This window comes from Actinoplanes sp. NPDC023936, from assembly GCF_040639325.1.
Lineage (GTDB): Bacteria > Actinomycetota > Actinomycetes > Mycobacteriales > Micromonosporaceae > Actinoplanes.
The window spans coordinates 143,086-161,025 of record NZ_JBEZZR010000019.1 but is presented as its reverse complement, the minus strand read 5'-3'; the positions used below and the strand labels follow the sequence as shown (position 1 = coordinate 161,025).

Sequence of the window (17,940 nt, the reverse complement as noted above, 5' to 3'; positions counted from 1 at the left end):
GTGAGCAGCATGTCCGGGTGATAGCCACGCCGGCCGACCCCGCCCAGCTTCGCCCGGGCGTGGAACGCGGTCGTGTCGAGTTGACCGACCGCTTCAATCACGAACCACACCAGGTGATCCTCGGGGAGCCAGTCCGTCATCGACGGCGGCAGCAAGAACGCTTGGTCACGATCGACCGGCCGATACCACTTCGCCACCCCTAAATGATCACAAACATGGATCAAAGTGGCTAGTCACCCGTAACCACCGTAGCCAAAAAGCAACAGGCTCCATAACCGAGGTGTCGGCGCACAGACCGGATCGGTGGGACCTCATCCATGCCGGCGCGGGCTTCCGTGTGCTTTCACCGCCGTGCCGCACCGCATCGTGCGCCCTCACAAATGCCCCTACCCGAACGGTCCCACCGCAGGGTGTCGACTTCAGATGCCGAGCGCACCCGAGTGCGACCCACGCCGATCGCGAGACGGCGCAGCGGCGCACGGCGCGGACGGCGGGAGCGGGAGCGGCGGGAGCGGCGGGAGCGACGGGAGCGGCGGGAGCGGCGGGAGCGGCGCGGACGGCGGGAAGCAGCGCGGACGGCGGGAAGCAGCGCGGCCGGCGGGAAGCGGCGCGGACGGCGGGAAGCGGCGCGGACGGCGGGAAGCGGCGCGGACGGCGGGAAGCGGCGCAAATGCCCGCGAGACGGCCCGGACGGCGGCGGCGGCGGCGGGAGACGGCTACGCCCCGGCGCCTGTGCGGCGGCCGGGGCGTTGCGTGTTTCGGGGCTGGCGGTGCGCGTTCGGGCTAGAGGCGGCTGACGATCGCGTCGGCCAGGCGGGTGGCCGCCGCCGGGGACGTGCGCAGGAACAGGCTCGGCTCGGTCAGCTCCAGCTCGATCAGCGTGGGCGTCCCGTCCGGCCCGGGAATCAGGTCGACCCGGGCGTAGAGCAACTGCTTCGTGCCACCGGGAATCGCGGCCAGGACCTTCGACGCGACCTCCAGCTCGGCGGCCGACGGCGTACGCGGGCTGATGTGTTCGTCCCCCGGCTGAATGGTGCCGTCGGCGGGGCCGGTCAGCATCGGACCCTTCCGGATGGCGTGGCTGAACGTCAGCTCACCGCTCGCGTCGGGGGTGCAGAGGACCGCGGTCTCGCCGGCGGTGTCCACGGCCGTCAGGTACGGCTGGATCATCACGGTGCGGCCGGCGTCCAGCAGCCGCCGCACGTGTGCCTCGGCGAGCGGGAGCTGCGCGGGCAGCGCGTACCGCCCGGTGTCCTGGCTGCCGGCGCTGATCGTCGGCTTGACCACCCACTCCCCCTCGGACGGCGGGGTCCACGTCGCGCCGGGCGCGACGAACTCGGTGGGGATGGTCGGGATGCCGGCCTCGCTGAGGTCGCGCAGGTAGACCTTGTCGGTGTTCCACTCGACGATGCTCGCCGGGTTCACCAGGCGCGGCACGCGCTGCGCCCAGGCGACGAAGGCGTCGCGCCGCTCCACGTAATCCCAGGGCGAGCGGATCACCGTGAGGTCGTAACGGGACCAGTCCGCGGACTCGTCGTCCCAGCGAACGGCCTCGACGACCACCCCGCGCTCACGCAACGCGTCGCGCAGGGGGTGGTCGTCGTCCCAGAGGTCAGGAAAGGTCGCGCACGTCACGAGCGCGACCTGGCTCACAGCGCTCACTAGCGGGCCATGCTCCGGCGCGCCATCGAGCGCCACAGGTCGTTGCTTGGCCGCATCTGTTCCAGGAGCTCCCGCTCCCACTCGTTCTCCACGGTGACCCCGGCGTGCTCGCAAGCCTCACGTGCGACACCGGTGTCCTGGGCGAACTGGTCGGACCACTCGCCGTCCTCACCCACGAGGACGATACGGGCGCCGCGCTTACCGACGTACTCGATCACCGCCTTGGCGCCGCCGTGCCCGGCGGCGAAAGACTTGATCTCGGAGGTCAGTGTCGTAACGGAACCTTCTGCCATAGGGGGCAGCCTAAGCAGTCCGCCACGACACGCGGGGCACTCCACACTGCTTTTGTGACTCCAATTACCAGCAGGTTTCGAAAATTGGCGCACTGTTATGCGGAGATTTCGTCCGAATTGCCGGATGCAACGAAGTCAATCCAACGGGTGACGGACAGTAGTCGGAAGTGATCACAATCCGGACATCCGGTGCGACGAACCGCCGGTCCGTGACGGTTAGATCAACGCATCGACGGCGACCGCCATGAAGACCACCGTCAGGTACGTGATCGACAAGTGGAACAGCCGCATCGGGTTCACCGGCGAGCCGGCCTTGGTCAGGTAGGCGAGCCGGATCGCCTCGGCGAGGAACGCGGCGCCCATCACGATCGCGGTGACCCCGTAGATCGGGCCGAGGCCCAGCGGCCACGCCACGAACGAGGCGGCGAGGGTCAGCACCGTGTAGAGGACGATCTCGAAGTTCACCCGGTTCATCGAGCGGACCACGGGCAGCATCGGGATGCCGGCCCGCGCGTAGTCGTCCTTGTACTTCACCGCGAGCGCGTAGAAGTGCGGCATCTGCCAGAAGAAGACGACCGCGAAGAGCGCCCAGCCCATCGCGCTGATCGTGCCGGTGACCGCGGCCCAGCCGATGATCACCGGAGCCGCGCCGCAGACGCCGCCCCAGAACGTGTTCGCCGGGGTCCGCCGCTTCAGCCACATCGTGTAGATCACGTCGTAGTAGAAGATCGACGCCGCGGTCAGCGCGGTGGCCAGCCAGTTCGTGAACACGGCCATCAGCACGACCGAGATCACGGCGAGGGTGAGGCCGAAGATCAGCACCGCACGCGGGGTGATCTCGTGGGCCGGCAGCGGCCGCCGCTTCGTGCGCCGCATCAGCTGGTCGATGTCGCGGTCGATGTAGCAGTTCAGCGCGCTCGCCGCGCCGCCCGCCAGCGCACCGCCGATCAGCACCACCGCGAACGTGATCCAGTTCGGCCATCCCCCGGCCGCCAGCATCATCGTCGGCACGGTGGTGACGAGGAGGAGCTCGACGATCGCGGGCTTGGTCAGAGCCAGATAAGCCCTGAGAACCGCGGTCCGGTTGCGTCGAGTCTCACGTGGCGCACGCTCCGCCACGCCGGGCTCCCGTCCATGGACGGGACGCTCGGTGATCATGCTCACGGACAGCCACCTTCCGGCATCGGCTTTATTTCGCGGCCGTTGCCGGGTATTCACCCAGCGGCCCGCCCGGACAGCCTACGCGCAGCCGTCTCCGCTGCTCGGGGCACCCAGTACGGGTGCATACCGTCACACCACTTGATCCGGCGTGTCCGCCCACAGCGTATGTGTCTAGGGCGTTCACTGCGCACGTGTTTAGCCCGACTGGATAGGGTCAAGCCGAAAAGGGTTCCATTATTTTTGCCCGAGGAGCACAACCGACGTGGCTGCCACAGATCCCGCTCTCAACTGGTCCGACCTCGACCGCAAGGCGGTGGACACCACCCGGGTCCTGGCCATGGACGCCGTGGAGAAGGCCGGCAACGGCCACCCCGGTACCGCCATGAGCCTGGCGCCGGCCGCCTACCTGCTCTTCAACCGCGTCATGCGGCACGACCCCACGGACCCGGAATGGGCGGGCCGGGACCGCTTCGTGCTGTCCTGCGGTCACTCGAGCCTCACTCTCTACGTTCAGCTCTACCTCAACGGTTACAGCACCTCGCTGGATGACCTGAAGTCGCTGCGCCAGTGGGACTCGCTCACGCCCGGTCACCCGGAGTACGGGCACACCCCCGGCGTCGAGATCACCACCGGCCCGCTGGGCCAGGGCATCGGCAACGCGGTCGGCATGGCGATGTCCGCCCGCCGCGAGCGCGGTCTGTTCGACCCGGACGCCGCCGCCGGCCAGTCCCCGTTCGACCACCACGTGTACGCCATGTGCTCGGACGGCGACATCGAAGAGGGTGTCAGCCACGAGTCCAGCGCCATCGCGGCGGTGCAGAAGCTCGGCAACCTCACGGTGATCTACGACGACAACGAGATCTCCATCGAGGACGACACCCGGATCGCCAAGTCCGAGGACGTCGGCGCGCGCTACGCGGCGTACGGCTGGCACGTCCAGACCGTCAACTGGCGTGGCGAGGACGGCTACCACGAGGACGTGGAGGCTCTCTGGAACGCGATCCAGACCGCCAAGTCGGTCACCGACAAGCCGTCGTTCATCGTCCTCAAGACGATCATCGGCTGGCCGGCGCCGAAGAAGCAGAACACCGGCAAGATCCACGGCTCCGCGCTGGGCGCCGACGAGATCGCCGCGACCAAGGAGATCCTCGGCTTCGCGAACGAGCCGTTCGCCATCGACGACGAGGTCGTGAAGCACGCGCAGCAGGTCGTCGAGCGCGGCAAGGCGGCGCGTGCCGAGTGGCAGAAGGCGTTCGACGCCTGGGCCGCCGGCAACCCCGAGGGCAAGGCGCTCTTCGACCGCCTCGCCACCCGCACCCTGCCGGACAACTGGCACGCCGCGCTGCCCGAGTTCCCCGCGGACCCGAAGGGCCTGGCCACCCGCGCCGCGTCCGGCAAGGTCCTGGAGGCGCTCGCGCCGGTGCTGCCCGAGCTCTGGGGCGGCTCGGCCGACCTGGCGGAGAGCAACAACACCACGATGAAGGGCGAGCCGTCCTTCATCCCGGCGGAGTACGCCACCAAGGAGTTCCCGGGTCACGAGTACGGCCGCACGCTGCACTTCGGCATCCGTGAGCACGGCATGGGCTCGATCCTCAACGGCATCGCGGTCCACGGTGGCACCCGCCCGTACGGCGGCACGTTCCTGGTCTTCAGCGACTACATGCGCGGCTCGGTCCGCCTCTCCGCGCTGATGAAGCTGCCGGTCGTCTTCGTGTGGACGCACGACTCGATCGGTCTCGGCGAGGACGGCCCGACGCACCAGCCGATCGAGACGCTGACCGCCCTGCGCGCGATCGTCGGCCTCGACGTGGTCCGCCCGGCCGACGCCAACGAGACCGCGTACGCGTGGCGGGGCGCTCTGGAGCACACCGACCGGCCGACCGCGCTGGCGCTGTCCCGGCAGAACCTGCCCACGATCGACCGCAGCAAGTACGCGTCGGCCGAGGGCACGCTCAAGGGTGGCTACATCCTCTCCGAGGCGTCCACCGGCGAGCCCAAGGTGATCCTGGTCGCCAGCGGCTCCGAGGTCTCCATCGCGCTCACCGCGCAGGAGCGCCTGGAGGCCGAGGGCACCCCGACCCGGGTCGTCTCGATGCCCTGCCAGGAATGGTTCTTCCAGCAGGACGTTGCATATCAGCAGCAGGTTCTTCCGCGTGGAGTGAAGGCACGGGTCTCGGTCGAGGCCGGCATCCGGATGAGCTGGGACCGCATTCTCGGTGACGCCGGCGAGGCCGTCAGCATCGAGCACTACGGCGCCAGCGCCCCCGCGAAGATCCTGTTCGAGCAGTTCGGCTTCACCGCGGACAACGTCGTCGCGAAGGCCAATGCCTCCCTCGCCAGGGTCGGCGAGATCACCGGCCACAAGACCGGCAACTGAGACGTTTGTTAAGGAGCAAGGCAATGACGGACAGGCTGGCTGAGCTCTCCGCCCAGGGCGTGGCGGTATGGCTCGACGATCTCTCTCGGGTACGTCTCACCAGCGGCTCGCTGGACAAGCTGCGCCGCGAACAGCACGTGGTCGGTGTCACCACCAACCCGAGCATCTTCCAGAAGGCGCTCTCCGACGCCGACGCCTACGACGAGCAGGTCCGTGACCTCGCCGTCCAGGGCGTCACGGTCGAGGAGGCGATCCGCCTCATGACCGCCAAGGACGTCCGCTGGGCCGCCGACGTGTTCCGGCCGACCTACGACGCCTCCAACGGCGTCGACGGCCGGATCTCGATCGAGGTGGACCCGCGCAAGGCGCACGAGACCGAGTCGACGGTCGCCGAGGCGAAGACCCTCTGGTGGCTGGTGGACCGCCCCAACCTCTACATCAAGATCCCGGCGACGCTGGCCGGCCTCCCCGCCATCACCGAGGTGCTGGCCGCGGGCATCAGCGTCAACGTCACGCTGATCTTCTCGGTCGAGCGCTACCGGGCGGTCATGGACGCGTTCCTGGCCGGCCTGGAGCAGGCGAAGGCGAACGGCCACGACCTCAGCAAGATCGGCTCGGTCGCGTCGTTCTTCGTCTCCCGCGTGGACACCGAGGTCGACAAGCGGCTCGACAAGATCGGCTCGGACTCGGCCAAGGCCCTCAAGGGCAAGGCGGCCATCGCCAACGCCCGGCTGGCGTACGAGGCGTACGCCGAGGTCTTCGGCAGCGACCGGTGGAAGGCCCTGGCCGACGCCGGCGCCCACCCGCAGCGTCCGCTGTGGGCGTCCACCGGCACGAAGAACCCGGACTTCCTCGACACCATCTACGTCGAGGAGCTGATCGCGCCCGGCACGGTGAACACCATGCCGGAGTCGGTCATCTTCGCGTTCGAGGACCACGGCACCACCCGCGGCGACACCGTCAGCGGCAACTTCGCCGACGCCCACAAGGTCTTCGACGACCTGGCCGCGGCCGGCATCGACTTCGCCGACGTCTTCAAGGTCCTGGAGGCCGAGGGCGTGGAGAAGTTCGAGGCGAGCTGGAACGAGCTCCTGGAGCACGTCGCCAAGTCGCTGAAGGTCGGCACCGGCGCCTGATCGGCAGCACCATCTGCGGCCTGTCGCGGGACTCCCGCGACAGGCCGCTCCATCTTCGAAAACCTGGCAGGATGGCAACGTGGGTAATCCGCTGCGTACCGCACAGGACCGTCGGCTTCCGCGGATTCCGGAGCCCTGCGCTCTGGTGATCTTCGGGGTCACCGGTGACCTGTCCCGAAAGAAGCTCATCCCGGCCGTGTACGACCTGGCCAACCGCGGTCTGCTGCCGCCCGGCTTCGTGGTCGTGGGCTTCGCCCGGGCCGATTGGGGAGACGGCGACTTCGAGTCGCTGGCGTACAACGCCGCCAAGAAGGGCGCCCGGACGCCGTGGCGGGAGGACGTCTGGCAACGGCTCAACAGCCAGTTCCACTTCGTGCCCGGCTCGTTCGACGACGAGAACGACTTCGACAAGCTCTCCGAGACTCTCGACGAGCTTCGCGAGCGCAATGGCATCGCGGGCAACACCGCCTTCTACTTCTCGATCCCGCCGGCGGCGTTCCCGCTGGTGCTCAACCAGCTCAACCGCACCGGGCTGGCGGACAACGCGAAGCTGGGCGGCTGGCGCCGGGTCGTGGTGGAGAAGCCGTTCGGCCACGACTACGCCTCCGCTGTCGCTCTCAACGAGCTCGTGGACGACGTGTTCAACCCGAACGAGGTCTTCCGGATCGACCACTACCTCGGCAAGGAGACGGTCCAGAACATTCTGGCGCTGCGCTTCGCGAACAGCCTGTTCGAGCCGGTCTGGAACTCCAAGTACGTCGACAGCGTGCAGATCACAATGGCCGAGGACGTCGGCATCGGCACCCGGGCGGCGTTCTACGACGCTTCCGGCGCCGCGCGCGACGTGCTGCAGAACCACCTTCTCCAGCTGCTCGCGCTGGTCGGCATGGAAGAGCCGACGAGCTTCGACCCGCATGAGATCCGGGCCGAGAAGCTGAAGGTCCTCAAGGCGGTCAGTCTGCCCGCCGACATGGCGAAAGGCTCGGTCCGCGGGCAGTACCTCCCGGGCTGGGTGGCCGGCGAGCGGGCCGTGGGGTACCTGGAGGAGGCGAACATCCCGCCGGGCTCCACGACCGAGACGTACGCGGCGGTCCGCCTCGGCATCCAGAACCGGCGCTGGGCCGGCGTCCCGTTCTACGTGCGGGTCGGCAAGCGGATGCCCCGCCGGGTCACCGAGATCGCGATCCTCTTCAAGCGGGCGCCGCACCTGCCGTTCGACCCGGCGGACGTGGAGATGCTCGGCAACAACCAGCTGGTCATCCGGGTGCAGCCGGACGAGGGCGTGGTGCTGAAGTTCGGCTCGAAGGTGCCCGGCACCGCCATGGAGGTCCGCGACATCGCGATGGACTTCCAGTACGGCGAGGCGTTCACCGAGTCCAGCCCGGAGGCGTACGAGCGACTCCTGCTGGACGTGCTGATCGGCGACCGCACGCTCTTCCCGGACGCGGCCGAGGTGGAGCAGTCGTGGCGGGTCATCGACCCGCTGGAGGCCGCGTGGGCCGGCACCGCCCCGGAGCCGTACCGGGCCGGCGAGTGGGGGCCCCGAGCCTCCGACGAGATGCTGGCCCGCGAGGGCCGTGCTTGGAGGCGAGCATGATCGGCCTTTGGGACACCACCGGCAACGAGGTCGTCAAGGCACTGGCCGCCGAGCGGCGCAGCGCCGGCGGCGTCGCCTCCGGTCTGGCGCTCACCCTGATCTCGGTGGTCGAGGAGAAGAAGGTCCGCGAGGCCGAGGCGGCGGCGACCATCGCCGCGGCCGCGCACCCGTGCCGGCTGCTCATCGTGGTCCGCTCCGACCTGGAGGGCCGCAGCCGGCTGGACGCGGAGATCGTCGTGGGCGGGCGTCTCGGCCCGGCCGAGGCGGTCGTCATGCGGATGTACGGCCGTCTCGCGCTGCACGCCGAGTCGGTGGTGATGCCGCTGCTCGCCCCGGACGTCCCGGTGGTCAGCTGGTGGCACGAGGAGCCGCCGAACATGATCGCCAACGACTTCCTTGGCGTGGTCGCCGACCGGCGGATCACCGACAGCGCGCAGGCGCCCGACCCGGTGGCGGCGCTGCGCCAGCGGGCCATCGACTACTCGCCCGGCGACACCGACCTGACCTGGACCCGGATCACGCTCTGGCGCACCCTGGTGGCCGGCGCGTTCGACACCGCCGAGGCCCGCGTCACCGGCGCCCGGATCGTCGCGCCGCAGCAGGACCCGACCGCCTGGCTGATGCTGGGCTGGCTCAAGTCCCGCCTCGGCATCGAGCCGGTGCTGGAGCACACCGACCGGGCACCCCGGATGCACTCGGTGGAGCTGCAGTGCGCGAACGGCGACTTCGTCCGGGTCACCCGCGAGGAGGGCACGGCGCTGTTCAGCCGGACCGGCCAGGAGGACCGGTACATGCCGCTGCCGAAGCGGCCGGTCGGTGACGAGCTCGCCGAGGAGCTGCGCCGGCTCGACGCCGACCAGATCTACGCGGACGCGCTGGGCGCCATGGCCGGGGTTCCGGACCTGGACAAGCGCAACCCGATGCGCGTACACGTCTGGAAGGACCCGGCGCTGGCGGCTCGTGCGGCAAGCGCCGCCGCCTGATTCTGATCGGATCGACCGGGCCGTCCGCCGCATCGCGGCGGACGGCCTTTATAAGGGAGACGTCAATTGAGTGAGACCGTGGTCGTGGTGGTGCCGGACGCCGACATCCTGGCGTCGACGGTGGCGGCACGGCTCGCCATCAAGATCATCGACGCGCAGGCGGTGCACGGGACGGCGAGCGTGGTGCTGACCGGCGGCCGGGTCGCCGCGAAGGTGCTGCACGCGATCCGCGAGCTGCCCGCCTCCGCCGCCATCGACTGGTCCCGGGTGGACCTGTGGTGGGGCGACGAGCGGTTCCTGCCGGCCGGTGACCCGGACCGCAACGAGACGCAGGCCCGCGAGGCCCTGCTGGACAAGCTGCCGCTGGACCCGGCACGGGTGCACGCCATGCCGGCGTCCGACGGCCCGGACGGCGATGACGCGCTCGCGGCCGCCGCGCGGTACGCCGAGGAACTGGGCGCGCCGCTCCCCCGCTTCGACGTGCTGATGCTGGGCGTCGGCGAGGACGGCCACGTGGCGTCGCTCTTCCCGGAGCACCCGGTGCTCGCCGAGACCGGGACGACGGCGGCCGCGTTCAACAGCCCGAAGCCGCCCCCCACCCGGGTCACGCTGACGCTGTCGACGATCCAGAGCGCCGACGAGGTGTGGCTGATCGCGGCCGGACCGGACAAGGCGAAGCCGATCGGCGCCGTCCACGCGGGCGCCCATCTGCCGGCGGCGAGTGCTACCGGCGTACGCAAGACTCTCTGGCTGCTGGACCGGGCAGCCGCCGCAGAGATCCGCTGAGGTTTTCCGGGGAAGGGCGCCCCGCGCCCTTCCCTCTACACTGGCCGCCGTGATGATCCGCAGCTATCAGTCCAGCGACCTCGACGCGATCTACGACATCTGTGTGCGGACCGGCGCGGCCGGGCAGGACGCCCGCGGACTGCACAGCTCGGACCGTCTGCTCGGGGAGATCTGGGCGGTGCCCTACGTGGTGCACGAGCCGCAGCACGCGTACGTGGTGGACGCCGGCGACGGCGCCGCGGTCGGGTACGTGCTGGGCACGGCCGACACCCCGGCGTTCGTCGAGTGGTACCGCACCACCTGGCTGCCCGCCACCGCGGACCGCATGCCCGCCGGGGATCCGCGCGACGAGGTGATGCTCGGGCTGCACCACGATCCGGAGCGGATGCTCCTGCCGGAGCTGGCCGACTATCCCGCGCACCTGCACATCGACCTGCTGCCCGAGGCACAGGGCAAGGGGCTCGGCCGTGGCCTGATCGCGGCTTTCCTGGGCGGCCTGCGGGCGGCCGGCGTGCCGCGGGTGCATCTCGGCATGGCGCCGGAGAACCAGGGCGCCTACGCGTTCTACAAGCGGCTCGGATTCCACGACATCCCGACCCAGGACACCGGCGCCCTCTTCCTGGGCAGGGACACCGAGATGTAGCCGGCCGCCCCCGTACGGCCGGCTTACGATCACTCGCCGCGTCGCTGGCGCAGCTTGGCGAGCGCCTCGGCGAGGATCGCCTGGGCGTCCTCCTCGCTGCGGCGCTCCTTCACATACGCGAGATGCGACTTGTACGGCTCGACGCGTGACCGGCCCGGCGGGTTCGCCCCGTCGAGGCCGGCCGGCTGCCCGCAGCGCGGGCAGTCCCACGTCTCCGGCGTCGCGGCCTCGGCCGCGAACCAGATCTGGCTGTCGTGACCGGCCGCGCAGAAGTACGTGATCTGCCGGCGCGGTGCGGGTTCGGTGCGCTCGTCGGGCCGCATCGGGCTGGACCCGACCCGGCTGCCGCGGATAGCGCTGCCACTGGACACGGACGTCACTCCTGTCTCGAGGGGCCTCAAGAAGCCGTCCCGGCGGGGGTCTTGTTTCGAGATCACTCAAAACGGACGGGTGGAAACGGCTCGGAAACGGACTGCGGGGACAAAAAACCGCGCGGCCGGAAAAACCGGCCGCGCGGCAGATTGTACGACTGAAGGCGCCAGTCAGGAAGCCAGCGCTCCGTGTGCTGTCATGCCAGCTGAAGCTTGAGCCAGAAACCGAGCCCGACGATGCAGGCGAACCAGATGATGCCCACCAGCACGGTGTACCGGTCCAGGTTCTTCTCGGCGACCGAGGAACCGGCCAGGCTCGAGGTCACGCCGCCACCGAACATGCTCGACATGCCGCCGCCCTTGCCGCGGTGCAGCAGGATCAGCAGGGTCAGCAGAATGCTGGTGATGATCAGCAACACGATCAACGTGTAAGCGAACGCGATCGGCATGGTCGGGATCATTCCTCTCGAAGGGCACAGCAAGCCGTCCCACAATAGCGGGTGCCCGGCCGTTTACCACGGCCGGGCACGCACAGTCTTGACCGAAGATCAGCGGGCGACGTGCTCCGGGAAGCGCACGATGGAGGCGAACTCCTCGGCGTCCAGGCTCGCGCCGCCGACCAGGGCGCCGTCCACGTCCGGCTTCGCCATGATCGAGGCGATGTTCGCCGCCTTGACCGAGCCGCCGTACTGGATCCGGACCGCCTCAGCGACCTCGGCGCCGAACTTCTCGACCAGCCGCGCACGGATCGCGCCGCAGACCTCCTGGGCGTCCTCCGGCGTCGCGGTCTTGCCGGTGCCGATCGCCCAGACCGGCTCGTACGCGATGACGATCTGCTTGACCTGGTCTTCCTTGAGCCCGTCCAGGCCCGCGTCGACCTGCGCCGTGCAGTGGCTGACGTGCGCCGACTCCTCGCGGACGGACAGGCCCTCGCCGACGCAGAAGATCGGGGTCAGGCCGGCCGCGAACGCCGCCTTGATCTTCGCGTTGATCAGCTCGTCGGTCTCGTTGTGGTACTCGCGGCGCTCGGAGTGCCCGATCACGACGTAGGTCGCGCCCAGCTTCGCCAGCATCGAGCCGGCGATCTCGCCGGTGTACGCGCCGGACGCGTGCTGCGAGATGTCCTGAGCGCCGTACGCGATCGCGAGCTTGTCGCCGTCCACAGCGGTCTGCACGGTGCGCAGGTCGGTGAAGGGCGGCAGCACGACGGTCTCGACGGCCTCCAGCTGAGCCGGGGTGAGGCTCGCGGCCAGCTTCTGGACCAGCAGATTCGCCTCGAAGTGGTTGAGGTTCATCTTCCAGTTGCCGGCGATGATCGGCTTACGGGGGGTCGTCGTCATCACTTCTCCAGTGCGGCGACGCCCGGCAGCGTCTTGCCTTCGAGGTACTCCAGGGACGCGCCCCCGCCGGTGGAGATGTGGCCGAACGCGGACTCGTCCAGGCCGAGGGTCCGCACCGCCGCCGCCGAGTCACCGCCGCCGACGACCGAGAAGCCGTCGATCTTGGTGATCGCCTCGGCGACGCCGCGGGTGCCGGCGGCGAACGGGGCGAGCTCGAAGACGCCCATCGGGCCGTTCCAGAAGACCGTCTTGGCGCCGGCCACAGCCGAAGCGAAGAGCTCTGTGGACTTGGGACCGATGTCCAGGCCGAGCCGATCCGCCGGGATGTCCGCGACATCCACGACGTCGTGCGTGGCGTCGACGGAGAACTCCGTGGCGGCCACGACGTCGACGGGCAGGACGATCCGGCCGTCCGCCTGCTCCAGCAGGTCGGCACAAACCGAGATCATCTCGGTCTCGAGGAGGGACTTGCCCACCTCGTGACCCTGCGCCTTCAGGAAGGTGAAGCACATGCCGCCACCGACGAGCAGCTTGTCGACCTTCGGCAGCAGCGCCTGGATCACGGCGAGCTTGTCGGAGACCTTGGAGCCGCCGAGGACGACCACATAGGGCTGCTCGGGGGCCTCGGACACCTTCTTGAGGACCTCGACCTCCTTGAGCACCAGGCCGCCGGCGTAGTGCGGCAGGCGGGCCGCGACGTCGAAGACCGACGCGTGCTTGCGGTGCACAGCACCGAACGCGTCATCGACGTAGCAGTCCGCGAACTTCGCCAGCTCGTCGGCGAAAGCGCCGCGCTCGGCGTCGTCCTTCGAGGTCTCGCCCTTGTTGAACCGCAGGTTCTCCAGGAGCAGCACCTGGCCGTCCTGCAGCTCGGCGACCGCCTGGGTGGCCTCCGGGCCGACCGTGTCGTCGGCGAAGACGACCGACGAGCCGAGCAGCTCGGCAAGCCGGGTCGCGACCGGGCGGAGGGTGAACTTCGGGTCCGGCTCGCCCTTCGGGCGGCCCAGGTGCGACATGACGATGACGCGGGCGCCCGCGTCACGCAGAGCGATCAGCGTCGGCAGCACCGCGCGGGCGCGGCCGTCGTCGCTGATAACTCCCGGGTTCTTCTTGTCGAACGGGACGTTCAGGTCGGCGCGCACCAGGACGCGCCGACCCGAGACCCCCTCGCCGAGCAAGTCGTCGAGAGTCTTCAAGGTAGATCAGGCCCCGACCAGCTTGACCAGGTCGACGAGGCGGTTCGAGTAGCCCCACTCGTTGTCGTACCAGCCGACGACCTTGACCTGGTTGCCACCGATGACCTTGGTGAGGCCGGCGTCGAAGATGCAGGAGGCCGGGTCGGTGACGATGTCGGCCGACACGATGTCGTCCTCGGTGTAGACCAGGATGCCCTTGAGCGGGCCCTCGGCGGCAGCCTTGATCGCGGCGTTGACCTCCTCGACCGACGTGTCACGGGCGGCGGTGAAGGTCAGGTCGGTGGCCGAGCCGGTGGGGATCGGCACCCGCAGCGCGAAGCCGTCCAGCTTGCCCTTGAGCTCCGGCAGCACCAGGCTGACGGCCTTCGCGGCGCCGGTCGAGGTGGGCACGATGTTCAGAGCGGCGGCGCGGGCGCGACGCAGGTCCTTGTGCGGGCCGTCCTGGAGGTTCTGGTCCTGGGTGTAGGCGTGGATCGTGGTCATCAGACCCTTTTCGATCCCGATCGTGTCGTTCAGGACCTTCGCCATCGGGGCGAGGCAGTTGGTGGTGCAGGAAGCGTTCGAGATGATCGTGTGCTTCGCGCCGTCGTACAGGCCGTCGTTGACGCCCATGACGATGGTGATGTCCTCGTTCTTGGCCGGAGCCGAGATGATGACCTTCTTGGCGCCCTTGTCGATGTGCGCCTTGGCCTTGGTGGCGTCGGTGAAGAAGCCGGTCGACTCGATGACGACGTCGGCGCCCAGGTCGCCCCACGGGAGGTTGTTCGGGTCACGCTCGGCGAACGCCTTGAACGTGTTGCCACCGACGGTGATCTCGTCGGCGGTCGCCTTCACCTCGTGGCCCAGACGGCCCAGGATGCTGTCGTACTTCAGCAGGTGGGCGAGAGTGGCGTTGTCGGTCAGGTCGTTGACGCCGACGATCTGGATGTCGGCGCCGGACGCGAGAACCGCCCGGAAGAAGTTACGACCGATACGGCCGAAGCCGTTGATGCCAACCCGGATGGTCACAGGTGGTCTCCTCGTTTCGGTCCGCCGGGTTCTGCGACCGGCGGAGGGTCTGCATGCCCGCCAAGTGGAGGGCTGCGTCCAAGGGCGCCCGGCCGCCGCGCCCGAAGGAGCGTGGAGCGCCGCGACCTGAGTCGGCGGCGTCACAGCGGGGGGTTCGGCCGAACTGCCGGCACCGTCGCCGTCACCAGTGACCCTAGCCGAGACCGGGTACTCGCAACGCAGCGGGGCCGCGACCTGAACGTTATCTAAATCGGGGCCCCGCACGGAGGGCCGAAAGTCACTAGCAGGCCATCATCTCCGGCGTTACGGCCGCTTCGGTGTCGGGAATGCCGAGGTCACGGGCCCGCTTGTCGGCGAGGGCGAGCAGCCGCCGGATCCGCCCGGCGATCGCGTCCTTGGTCAGCGGCGGGTCGGCGAGCGCGCCGAGCTCCTCCAGCGAGGCCTGCCGGTGCTCCAGCCGCAGCCGGCCGGCCGAGGTCAGGTGGTTCGGCGCGTCGTCGGCGAGGATCTCCAGGGCGCGGGTGACCCGGGCCGCGGCCGCGACCGCCGCCCGCGCGGACCGGCGCAGGTTCGCGTCGTCGAAGTTCGCCAGCCGGTTCGCGGTGGCGCGCACCTCCCGGCGGACCCGGCGCTCCTCCCAGGCCAGCACGCTGGAGTGCGCGCCGATCCGGGTGAGCAGGGCCGCGATCGCGTCGCCGTCCTTGATCACCACGCGGTCCACGCCGCGGACCTCGCGCTCCTTCGCGGTGATCCCGATCCGGCGCGCCGCGCCGCGCAGGGCGAGCGCCGCCTCCGGGCCCGGGCAGGTGATCTCCAGAGCGCTGGACCGGCCCGGCTCGGTGAGCGAGCCGTGCGCCATGAACGCGCCCCGCCACGCCGCCACCGAGCAGCACACGTTGCCGTTCACCACGTGCTGCGGCAGGCCGCGCACCGGCCGTCCGCGGACATCCAGCAGGCCGGTCTGCCGGGCCAGCACCTCGCCGTCCTTGACGATCCGCACGATGTAGTGGCTGCCCTTTCGCAGGCCGCCGGAGGCGAGCACGTGCACCTCGCTCGGGTACCCGTACACGTCTGCGATCTCCCGCCGCAGGCGCCGCGCGACAGCGCCGGTGTCCAGCTCGGCCTCGACCACCACCCGCCCGGACACGATGTGCAGGCCGCCGGCGAACCGCAGCAACGCCGCCATCTCGGCCCGCCGGCAGCAGGGCTTGGGCACGTCGACCCGGCTCAGCTCGTCCTTGACTGCTGCCGTCATCGCCATCGTCTCGTCACCTCATGCGCCGGATCTTGAACTGAGCCTCAGTGTGTGCCGCACTACGCCACCAACTGCACTACGCCAGTAACTAACGAGCGGAGCCCAATACTGGCACCAGTGCAACACCCAACGACTCAGGATCATGCCGTGGGCTGCCGTCCGCGACGGCGACGGGGGCCAGGACCAGTTCCGCGCCGAGTGCCTGCGCGGCCGCCCGGACCGGTTCCGGTTCCCCCGCCCACTTGGCGTCCGCCAGCACCGTGTCGACCCGCAGCTCGGGAAGGTACCAGTGCAGGGCGGCCAGATGATCGGCGGTGGAGAGGCCGGACGTCTCCTTGTCCGCGCTGAGGTTGAGCGTGACCAGCCGGCGCGCCGGGCTCGCCACGATCGCCGCGGCCAGGTCCGGCACCAGCAGGTGCGGCAGCACGCTGGTGTACCACGAGCCCGGCCCGAAGATCAGCCAGTCGGCCTCGCGGACCGCGGCGAGCGCCTCCGGACAGGCCGGCGGGTTCGCCGGATGCAGCCGCAGGGCGGTCACCCGGCCGTCCGCCACGGCGACCGAGTGCTGACCACGCACGGTCACCGACTCGCCCGCCGGTCCCACCATGTCCGCCTCGATGCCCACCGCGTGCAGCGCCATCGGCAGCACCCGGCCCCGCGCGCCGACCATCTCGGCGGCGTGGTCCAGCGCCAGCACCGGGTCGCCGAGCATCTCGATCAGGCCGAGCAGCAGCAGGTTTCCCACGGCGTGCCCGGCCAGGCTGTCCACCGACCGGTCGGCGCGCCGCTCGGCCTCCGGCGTCCGCCGCTGCGACGGCATGGCGGCGAACCGGTGCTGCATCAGGTGCGCCGTGCGCTGCGCGGTCGGGTGGTCGTCGGCCAGCGCGGCGAGCGCCTGCCGCAGATCGCCGGGGGGCAGCAACGCGTCGCGCTCCACCCGCAGACGGCCGCTGGAACCGCCGTCGTCACCCACCGTCACTATCGCGGTGATGTCCAGCTCCAGGTCCCGGGCACAGTGCCGCAGCGCCCGCAGCGAGGCGCTCAGGCCGTGCCCGCCACCGAACGCCACCACCCGGATCGGCGCCGCCCCCGTCACTCGCGCCCCAGGTCGCGGTGCGAGGTATGGGCGGAGAGCCGCATCCCGTTCAGCCGCGCGGTGAGCTCCTCGGCGATGGCGACACTGCGGTGCTTGCCGCCGGTGCAGCCGATGGCGACCGTCAGGTACCGCTTGCCCTCGCGCTCGAAGCCCGGCGCGGTCGCCGCGATCAGGCCGGCGTACGTCCCGACGAACTCGCCGGCGCCCTCCTGGCCCAGGACGTAACCGCTCACGCCCTCCTCCAGGCCGGTGTGCTCGCGCAGCTCCGGCACCCAGAACGGGTTCGGCAGGAACCGGGCGTCCAGCACGTAGTCGGCGTCCGGCGGCAGGCCGTACTTGAAACCGAACGACAGCACGGTGATCCGCAGCCGGCGCGAGTCGTCGCCGCTGAACAGCTCCTCGACCCGGCGGCGCAGCTGGTTCACGTTCAGATGGCTGGTGTCGATGATCACGTCGGCCTGGTCGCGGGCCTCCTCGAGCAGCTTGCGCTCGGCCGCGATGCCGTCGGCGAGCCGCCCGTCACCCTGCAGCGGGTGCGAACGCCGCACCGACTCGAAACGCCGGATCAGCACCTCGTCGTCGGCGTCCACGAAGACCACGCGCGGCGAGAAACCGCGCTCCTTGAGCTCCCGGACCGCGCCGGCCAGGTCGGTGGAGAACGCGCGGCTGCGCACGTCCAGCACCATCGCGGTCCGCCGGGCCGCGCCGCCGGCCGCGAACGCCAGCTCCGCCATCTCCAGCATCAGCGCCTGGGGCAGGTTGTCGACCACGTAGAAGCCGACGTTCTCCAGCGCGCGGGCCACCGTGCTGCGCCCGCCTCCGGAGAGTCCGGTGACCACCACCAGGTCGGTACCGGCCTCATCGGGTTCCACTATCTCGTCCACGCACGCCTCCCGCGCCGGTTTCCTGCATCGATCGAGTTTCCGCCCACGCGAGCGCGTCGGTACCGCTCCGGCGAGAGCTCAGGCGAGCGCCTCGCCCGACAACCAAGCGGACACAACATCCTAGGCCGACACCTACCGGGCCGGCCGCCGGA

17 protein-coding genes and 1 pseudogene are annotated in these 17,940 nt (G+C 70.1%); 6 read left to right on the top strand and 12 right to left on the bottom strand.

The annotated features are described in order from the left end of the window. From AB0F72_RS24295 to AB0F72_RS24280, 4 genes and pseudogenes are all read right to left on the bottom strand, one after another. Positions 1-140: pseudogene (locus AB0F72_RS24295) on the bottom strand (IS5/IS1182 family transposase); the annotation flags it as partial. Positions 141-783: 643 nt separating this feature from the next. Further along, positions 784-1,662: a hypothetical protein gene (locus tag AB0F72_RS24290; RefSeq protein WP_360435333.1), complete on the bottom strand. Its 879-nt coding sequence runs from the start codon at positions 1,660-1,662 to the stop codon at positions 784-786. Next, entirely contained in the window at positions 1,662-1,955 is a 294-nt protein-coding gene (locus tag AB0F72_RS24285) for a hypothetical protein (protein ID WP_360435331.1), read from the bottom strand. Before AB0F72_RS24285 ends, AB0F72_RS24290 begins: the two co-directional genes overlap by 1 nt. A 216-nt stretch (positions 1,956-2,171) precedes the next feature. Further along, positions 2,172-3,113 (bottom strand): heme o synthase, encoded by a 942-nt coding sequence (locus AB0F72_RS24280; RefSeq protein WP_360435354.1) that lies wholly within the window; start codon positions 3,111-3,113, stop codon positions 2,172-2,174. Positions 3,114-3,378: 265 nt separating this feature from the next. Here AB0F72_RS24280 and tkt point away from each other — a divergent pair, with 265 nt between their 5' ends. From tkt to AB0F72_RS24250, 6 genes are all read left to right on the top strand, one after another. Then, positions 3,379-5,493, top strand: a complete 2,115-nt coding sequence (tkt, locus tag AB0F72_RS24275) for a transketolase (protein WP_360435330.1) — start codon at positions 3,379-3,381, stop codon at positions 5,491-5,493. A gap of 23 nt (positions 5,494-5,516) precedes the next feature. Then, positions 5,517-6,629: a transaldolase gene (tal, locus tag AB0F72_RS24270; protein ID WP_360435328.1), complete on the top strand. Its 1,113-nt coding sequence runs from the start codon at positions 5,517-5,519 to the stop codon at positions 6,627-6,629. Positions 6,630-6,708: 79 nt separating this feature from the next. Next, complete coding sequence (gene zwf / locus AB0F72_RS24265) at positions 6,709-8,226, top strand: glucose-6-phosphate dehydrogenase (RefSeq protein WP_360435326.1); 1,518 nt, start codon at positions 6,709-6,711, stop codon at positions 8,224-8,226. Then, positions 8,223-9,209, top strand: a complete 987-nt coding sequence (locus AB0F72_RS24260; RefSeq protein WP_360435324.1) for a glucose-6-phosphate dehydrogenase assembly protein OpcA — start codon at positions 8,223-8,225, stop codon at positions 9,207-9,209. The genes zwf and AB0F72_RS24260 overlap by 4 nt, the downstream gene beginning before the upstream one ends. A gap of 66 nt (positions 9,210-9,275) precedes the next feature. Beyond that, positions 9,276-9,995 carry a 6-phosphogluconolactonase gene (gene pgl, locus AB0F72_RS24255; protein WP_360435322.1) on the top strand — a complete coding sequence of 240 codons (720 nt, stop codon included), beginning with the start codon at positions 9,276-9,278 and terminating at the stop codon, positions 9,993-9,995. A 52-nt stretch (positions 9,996-10,047) separates the two neighbouring features. Beyond that, positions 10,048-10,638 carry a GNAT family N-acetyltransferase gene (locus AB0F72_RS24250; protein WP_360435352.1) on the top strand — a complete coding sequence of 197 codons (591 nt, stop codon included), beginning with the start codon at positions 10,048-10,050 and terminating at the stop codon, positions 10,636-10,638. Between the two features lie 29 nt (positions 10,639-10,667). On the opposite strand, the gene AB0F72_RS24245 is transcribed toward AB0F72_RS24250, so the two are convergent. The 8 genes from AB0F72_RS24245 to rapZ form a co-directional block, all read right to left on the bottom strand. Beyond that, the gene (locus tag AB0F72_RS24245) at positions 10,668-11,009 is read right to left on the bottom strand and encodes an RNA polymerase-binding protein RbpA (RefSeq protein WP_014441731.1); all 342 of its coding nucleotides are present in this window, start codon (positions 11,007-11,009) and stop codon (positions 10,668-10,670) included. Positions 11,010-11,206: 197 nt separating this feature from the next. Continuing rightward, positions 11,207-11,458, bottom strand: coding sequence for a preprotein translocase subunit SecG (secG, locus tag AB0F72_RS24240; RefSeq protein ID WP_041829622.1), 252 nt, complete (start codon positions 11,456-11,458; stop codon positions 11,207-11,209). 99 nt (positions 11,459-11,557) lie between these two features. Then, positions 11,558-12,349 (bottom strand): triose-phosphate isomerase, encoded by a 792-nt coding sequence (gene tpiA, locus AB0F72_RS24235; protein ID WP_360435319.1) that lies wholly within the window; start codon positions 12,347-12,349, stop codon positions 11,558-11,560. Further along, positions 12,349-13,545: a phosphoglycerate kinase gene (locus AB0F72_RS24230; RefSeq protein WP_360435317.1), complete on the bottom strand. Its 1,197-nt coding sequence runs from the start codon at positions 13,543-13,545 to the stop codon at positions 12,349-12,351. The genes tpiA and AB0F72_RS24230 overlap by 1 nt, the downstream gene beginning before the upstream one ends. 6 nt (positions 13,546-13,551) lie before the next feature. Continuing rightward, a complete protein-coding gene (gene gap / locus AB0F72_RS24225; protein WP_360435315.1) occupies positions 13,552-14,553 on the bottom strand; it encodes a type I glyceraldehyde-3-phosphate dehydrogenase in 1,002 nt (333 codons plus the stop codon). Positions 14,554-14,833: 280 nt separating this feature from the next. Then, the gene (gene whiA, locus AB0F72_RS24220) at positions 14,834-15,814 is read right to left on the bottom strand and encodes a DNA-binding protein WhiA (RefSeq protein ID WP_014441726.1); all 981 of its coding nucleotides are present in this window, start codon (positions 15,812-15,814) and stop codon (positions 14,834-14,836) included. An 82-nt stretch (positions 15,815-15,896) separates the two neighbouring features. Beyond that, positions 15,897-16,904, bottom strand: a complete 1,008-nt coding sequence (gene yvcK / locus AB0F72_RS24215) for a uridine diphosphate-N-acetylglucosamine-binding protein YvcK (RefSeq protein ID WP_360435313.1) — start codon at positions 16,902-16,904, stop codon at positions 15,897-15,899. After that, complete coding sequence (gene rapZ / locus AB0F72_RS24210) at positions 16,901-17,788, bottom strand: RNase adapter RapZ (protein WP_360435311.1); 888 nt, start codon at positions 17,786-17,788, stop codon at positions 16,901-16,903. Before rapZ ends, yvcK begins: the two co-directional genes overlap by 4 nt. Between the last annotated feature and the right edge of the window lie 152 nt (positions 17,789-17,940).

Coding starts and splice junctions, on each gene's coding strand:
- AB0F72_RS24260 (WP_360435324.1), top strand. CDS start 8,223: ATGATCGGCCTTTGGGACACCACCGGCAACGAGGTCGTCAAGGCACTG.
- AB0F72_RS24285 (WP_360435331.1), bottom strand. CDS start 1,955: ATGGCAGAAGGTTCCGTTACGACACTGACCTCCGAGATCAAGTCTTTC.
- secG (WP_041829622.1), bottom strand. CDS start 11,458: ATGCCGATCGCGTTCGCTTACACGTTGATCGTGTTGCTGATCATCACC.
- tal (WP_360435328.1), top strand. CDS start 5,517: ATGACGGACAGGCTGGCTGAGCTCTCCGCCCAGGGCGTGGCGGTATGG.
- tpiA (WP_360435319.1), bottom strand. CDS start 12,349: ATGACGACGACCCCCCGTAAGCCGATCATCGCCGGCAACTGGAAGATG.
- whiA (WP_014441726.1), bottom strand. CDS start 15,814: ATGGCGATGACGGCAGCAGTCAAGGACGAGCTGAGCCGGGTCGACGTG.
- AB0F72_RS24280 (WP_360435354.1), bottom strand. CDS start 3,113: ATGATCACCGAGCGTCCCGTCCATGGACGGGAGCCCGGCGTGGCGGAG.
- AB0F72_RS24250 (WP_360435352.1), top strand. CDS start 10,048: ATGATCCGCAGCTATCAGTCCAGCGACCTCGACGCGATCTACGACATC.